This window comes from Rubneribacter sp. (assembly GCF_965361815.1).
In genome coordinates this window covers 1-4,825 of record NZ_CBDTNW010000045.1, presented here as the reverse complement: position 1 = coordinate 4,825, position 4,825 = coordinate 1, and the positions used below count along the sequence as shown (strand labels likewise).

Below are 4,825 nucleotides of genomic sequence, written 5' to 3'. Positions count from 1 at the left end.
ATCCTCTTCGGAACGGCGCGCCCTCGGCAAAGGGCGCGCGGCCGTACAGCGTGTCGCGAACCTCGAACAGCATCGCGTCGATGCAGGTTTCGGGGGATACATTATACGTCAGCGCCCGCTCGCAGCGGCCCACGCACGCCAACGCGGCGGCCGCGCGGGCCTCGTCGGAGGCGCGCGCGGCGTCGAGCACGGCGTCGCGCGCATCCGCGTTCACCACCAGATCGGGCGTTTCGGCGCACACGGCCATGACGTCGCGCAGCCAGGAGCGCGCGATGGCCGTGAGCTGGCGCAGCGACTCGAAGGTCTTGGCGGTGAGCTGGCGCTTGTTGCGCGCCTCTATCTGGCGGATGGCCGACTTGGCCAAAAAGTCGGCGTTCTCGGCCAGCTCCTGCTCCTGTTCGGCGCGCACCACGTCCAAGGGAGCCTTCACGCGCACCACCAAATCGCTCGCGAACCCGACAACGTCCCAGTCGTCGGCCCTGCGCAGGCAGCCCATGACCTCCAGCACGCGCTTCCTGAACTCCAGCCGCTCGTTGGAGCGCAAAAACTCCACCGCGCGCGTGATGGACCCGTCGCAGGCCGCCAAGGCCATGCGCGCCTGGTCGGGACGGGCGCCGGAGTTCTGCACGACGATGCCCGCGGCCTCGCTGGCCGGGATGGAGCGAAACGGCACCACCTGGCAGCGCGAGACGATGGTGGGCAGCACGCTTTCGCGCGTGCGACCCAGAAGGACCATCACCACGCCCTCCGGCGGCTCCTCGAGCGTTTTGAGGAAGGCGTTGGCGGCCTGCACGCCCAGAAGGTCCACGCGATCGAGGATGTAGACCTTCCTGCGCGCCTGGATGGGGGCGAACGCCGCGTCCGCCACGATGTCGCGGATCTGGTCGACCAGGTACCCGCCGGCCCCCTCGGGCGAGAACCAGCGCACGTCGGGATGCTTCCTGCGCATGATGCGCCGGCACGCGTCGCAGGCGCCGCAATTGCCCCCGCGCGGGCCGCTCGCGCCCTTCGGGCAGAGGACGGCCTGCGCGAAGGCGTAGGCGGCCGTCGTCTTGTTCGACCCCGCCGGGCCGGTGAACAGGTAGGCGTGGCTCACCTTGTCCTGGGCCACCGCCGCGCGCAGGAACTCGCGCACCTTCGGCTGGCCGAGCACGTTCTCGAAGGCGTCCGACACAGGCTCACTCCCCCTTCCGCGCCGCGCGGGAGCGCCCCGGGCGGGGGCGGCGCGCATCCAGGCGCCCGAAAAACCCCGGGTCTTCGCGCTCGATGTCGGCCATCCAGGGGAACAAGTCAGCAAGCTGGGCGAACACCGCCGCCGCCGTGCGGGACTTGCGCCCGTCGGACCTCACCGTGCGCACGCGCTCCGGATCCTTTCGCGCTATGTCGGCGAACGCCGCGTTCACGCGCGCGTGGAAGCCCTCCCCCGCCTGCTCGAGCCTGTCCGCCCCGCGGCGCGTGGCGCGCGCAAGCCCCTTCCCGGCCGCGCCGCCCGTCTCCAAAAGGATGGTGCGGTCCGGGCGGACGCCCTGGCAGGCGAACTCGTTGGCCGCGTCCACGAACGCGCGCGGAAGCCCGCGGCCGTAGGCTTGGTAGGCCACCGTGGAATCCGTGAAGCGGTCGCACAGCACCACGGCCCCGCGCGCGAGCGCGGGCGCTATCACCTCCGCCACTATCTGGGCGCGCGCGGCCTCGTAGACGAGCAGCTCCGCCTCGTCGGACATCGCCTCGTTGCGCGGGTCCAAGACGATGGCGCGCAGCCGCTCGCCTATGTCGGTGCCGCCCGGCTCGCGCAGGCGCACCACCTCCCGGCCGTGCGCGCGCAGCGCGTCGGTCAGGAAGCGGATGTGCGTGGTCTTGCCGGCGCCCTCCCCGCCCTCGAACGTGATGAAGATGCCCCGGGGGGCATCGGTGCGCCGCCCGGCCGCGCCGTCGATCGGATCCCGGTCCGCCCTCTCGGCCATGCCCTACGCCTCCGAGCACTCCCGCACGGCCGCCGCCACGCACTCCACGGCGCGCGGATCGAACGGCTCCACCATGATGAAGTCCTCCGAGAGCTCCTCGTCGGACACGAGCGCGGCCAGGGCTTCGGCGGCCGCCAGCTTCATGGCCTCGGTGATGCGCGGCACGCGCGCCTCAAGCGCGCCCTTGAAGATGCCCGGGAAGGCCACCACGTTGTTGATCTGGTTCGGGAAGTCCGACCTCCCCGTGCCCACCACGCGCGCGCCGGCGGCCTTCGCCACGTCCGGATGCACCTCCGGGTCGGGATTGGCCATGGCGAACACGATGGCGTCCCCGTTCATGGAGCGCACCATGTCCTCGCTCACCAGGTTGGGGGCCGACACGCCCACGAACACGTCGGCGCCCGCCAGCGCGTCGGCCAGCGTCCCCTCCGCGTCGGCGCGGTTCGTGACGGCGAGCATGGCGCGCTGCGCCTCGTTGAGTCCCTGGGAGCGCGAGCTGACGATGCCGCACTTGTCGCACAGCACCACGTCCTCGAACCCGTAGCTGAGCAGGAGCTTGGCGATGGCGATGCCTGCCGATCCCGCGCCGTTGACCACCACGCGGCACGCCTCCTTGCGCTTGCCGGTCAAGCGCAGCGCATTGATGATGCCGGAGAGCACCACGATGGCGGTTCCGTGCTGGTCGTCGTGGAACACCGGGATGTCGAGCCGCTCCACAAGGCGCCGCTCCACCTCGAAGCAGCGCGGCGCGGCGATGTCCTCCAGGTTGATGCCGCCGAAAGCCGGCGCGATGCGCTCCACCGTCTCCACTATCTCGTCGGCGTCCTGCGTGCTCAGGCAGATGGGCACCGCGTTCACGCCGCCGAACGCCTTGAACAGCGCGCACTTGCCCTCCATGACGGGCAGGGCGGCCTCGGGTCCAATGTTGCCCAAGCCCAAAACGGCGCTGCCGTCGGTCACCACGGCCACGGTGTTGGCCTTCATCGTGTAGTCGTAGGCCACCGACGCGTCGTCGGCTATGGCGCGGCACGGCGCCGCGACGCCCGGCGTGTAGGCGAGCGCCAGGGCCTCGCGCGTGCCGATGTCCATCTTGGGCACAACGTCCAGCTTGCCGCGCCACGTACGATGCAGGCGAAGCGCCTCCTCGTTCACGTTCATATGTTCCTCCCAATGTGAAAGCGCCCGCACGCCACCCGAAACGAGCGTGCTTTGCGCAGGTTTTTGATTATACCCTCAAACCGTGATGCGCTACACTGGCAGGACGGACATCTCACAGGAATGTTCGCGAACGCACGAAACGAAAGGACAGGCATGGGCGAGACAGGCGAACCCCGCGCGCTCTCCGCCGAGCTGGTGGCCCGAACCGTCTACGACGCCGTCGTCCAGTGCGCGGTCGGGCTGCGCGAGGACGTGCGCGCCGCCATAGAGCGCGCCGCAGAGGACGAGCATGCGCCCCGGGCGCGGGCGGTGCTTGGGCAGATGATCGAAAACGCGCAGGTGGCGCGTGAGGACGGCGTGCCTTTGTGCCAGGACACCGGCACGGTGTGGGTGCGTCTGGAAGCGGGCTGGGAGCTCTCCGTGCCAGGAAACGCGCTTTCCCTGGTCGACGACGCCGTGGCCCGCGCTTACGCCGATGCGCGCCTGCGCATGAGCGTGGTGCGCGACGCGGTGTTCGACCGCTCGAACACCGCCGACAACACCCCGGCGTTTTGCGACGTGGCGCTGCGTCCCGGCTGCGGCGCCACGGTGCACGTCATGCTCAAAGGCGGCGGGTCGGACAACGCCTCGCGCGTGGTCATGCTCCCCCCCGGCGAGGGCGCGGCGGGCGTGCGCCGAGTCGTGCTCGAATGCGTGCGGGAGAAAGCGGCCAACGCATGCCCCCCGCTTGTGATAGGAGTCGGCGCAGGATCCACCTTCGACAAGGTGGGCGGCTTGGCGAAGCGCGCGCTTCTGCGCCCGATCGGCTCCCCCGCCGCAACCCCGGAAGCCGCCGCGTTCGAGCAAAAGCTCCTGAGCGCCGTGAACGCCACCGGCATAGGCCCGGCCGCGCTCGGTGGCCAGACCACCGCGCTCGCCGTGCACCTCGAGACCGCGCCCTGCCATATCGCTGCGCTGCCCGTGGCCGTGAACATGGGGTGCTGCGCCATGCGCAGCGCTTCGATCGAGTTGATCCCCTGGGGTGATGAGCAATGACGAAACCCATCGACGTGCCCCTGCCCGCCGACCGCGCGCTTCTCGCAACGCTGCAGGCGGGTCAGGAGGTGCGCTTGACCGGCCCCGTCTACACCATGCGCGACGCCGGGCACGCCCGCGCCCTTGCCGCCCTCCGCGAAAGCGGTCGGCTGCCTTACGACCTTGCGGGCCAAACCCTGTTCTACGCCGGCCCCACGCCGTCGGCCGCAGGACGGCCCCTGGGGTCGGTGGGCCCCACCACCGCCAGCCGCATGGACTTCGCCGCGCCCGCGCTCATGGACGCGGGAGTGGCGGCATGCATCGGCAAGGGGAAGCGCTCGGCCGAGGTGGTCGAGGCGTGCGTGCGCAACAAAGCCGTCTACTTCGCCGCCGTGGGCGGCATCGCGGCGCTGCTCGCCAAGCACGTGTCGGCCTCTGAGACGGTGGCCTGGGAGGACCTGGGCACCGAGGCCCTGCGCCGCCTGCAGCTTGAGGGCTTTCCCTGCTTCGTGGCGGTGGACGCATGCGGGACCGACCTTTATCGCGCCGTCGAGCAGGGAATCCCGCTCTCCTGAGAGACGGGCGGCAACCTGCGCGGAGCGAAACGGCCCTGGGGGGGGGGGGAGCAAAAATCTCCTCATCCCCCCCATCCTTGTGTAATTTTCTTTCTTCAATTCATGCTCCGCCCGCTG

5 protein-coding genes are annotated in these 4,825 nt (G+C 70.4%); 2 read left to right on the top strand and 3 right to left on the bottom strand.

Annotated features, from left to right (window positions below; all coding sequences use genetic code 11):
* The 3 genes from holB to ACWKY3_RS02900 form a co-directional block, all read right to left on the bottom strand.
* Positions 1–1,174 (bottom strand): DNA polymerase III subunit delta' (holB, locus tag ACWKY3_RS02910; RefSeq protein ID WP_449314919.1); only part of this gene is annotated, 1,174 nt, incomplete at its 3' end.
* A gap of 4 nt (positions 1,175–1,178) precedes the next feature.
* Positions 1,179–1,961: a dTMP kinase gene (tmk, locus tag ACWKY3_RS02905; RefSeq protein ID WP_449314918.1), complete on the bottom strand. Its 783-nt coding sequence runs from the start codon at positions 1,959–1,961 to the stop codon at positions 1,179–1,181.
* A gap of 3 nt (positions 1,962–1,964) precedes the next feature.
* On the bottom strand, positions 1,965–3,119 hold the full coding sequence (locus tag ACWKY3_RS02900; RefSeq protein ID WP_449314917.1) for an NAD(P)-dependent malic enzyme: 1,155 nt from the start codon (positions 3,117–3,119) through the stop codon (positions 1,965–1,967).
* A 153-nt stretch (positions 3,120–3,272) separates the two neighbouring features.
* Here ACWKY3_RS02900 and ACWKY3_RS02895 point away from each other — a divergent pair, with 153 nt between their 5' ends.
* Positions 3,273–4,154 carry a fumarate hydratase gene (locus tag ACWKY3_RS02895; RefSeq protein ID WP_449314916.1) on the top strand — a complete coding sequence of 294 codons (882 nt, stop codon included), beginning with the start codon at positions 3,273–3,275 and terminating at the stop codon, positions 4,152–4,154.
* Positions 4,151–4,708: a FumA C-terminus/TtdB family hydratase beta subunit gene (locus ACWKY3_RS02890; RefSeq protein ID WP_449314915.1), complete on the top strand. Its 558-nt coding sequence runs from the start codon at positions 4,151–4,153 to the stop codon at positions 4,706–4,708. Before ACWKY3_RS02895 ends, ACWKY3_RS02890 begins: the two co-directional genes overlap by 4 nt.
* Positions 4,709–4,825: the final 117 nt, after the last annotated feature.

Excerpts from the sequence above, each read along its gene's own strand:
- tmk (WP_449314918.1), bottom strand. The coding sequence starts at position 1,961 with ATGGCCGAGAGGGCGGACCGGGATCCGATCGACGGCGCGGCCGGGCGG.
- ACWKY3_RS02900 (WP_449314917.1), bottom strand. The coding sequence starts at position 3,119 with ATGAACGTGAACGAGGAGGCGCTTCGCCTGCATCGTACGTGGCGCGGC.
- ACWKY3_RS02895 (WP_449314916.1), top strand. The coding sequence starts at position 3,273 with ATGGGCGAGACAGGCGAACCCCGCGCGCTCTCCGCCGAGCTGGTGGCC.
- ACWKY3_RS02890 (WP_449314915.1), top strand. The coding sequence starts at position 4,151 with ATGACGAAACCCATCGACGTGCCCCTGCCCGCCGACCGCGCGCTTCTC.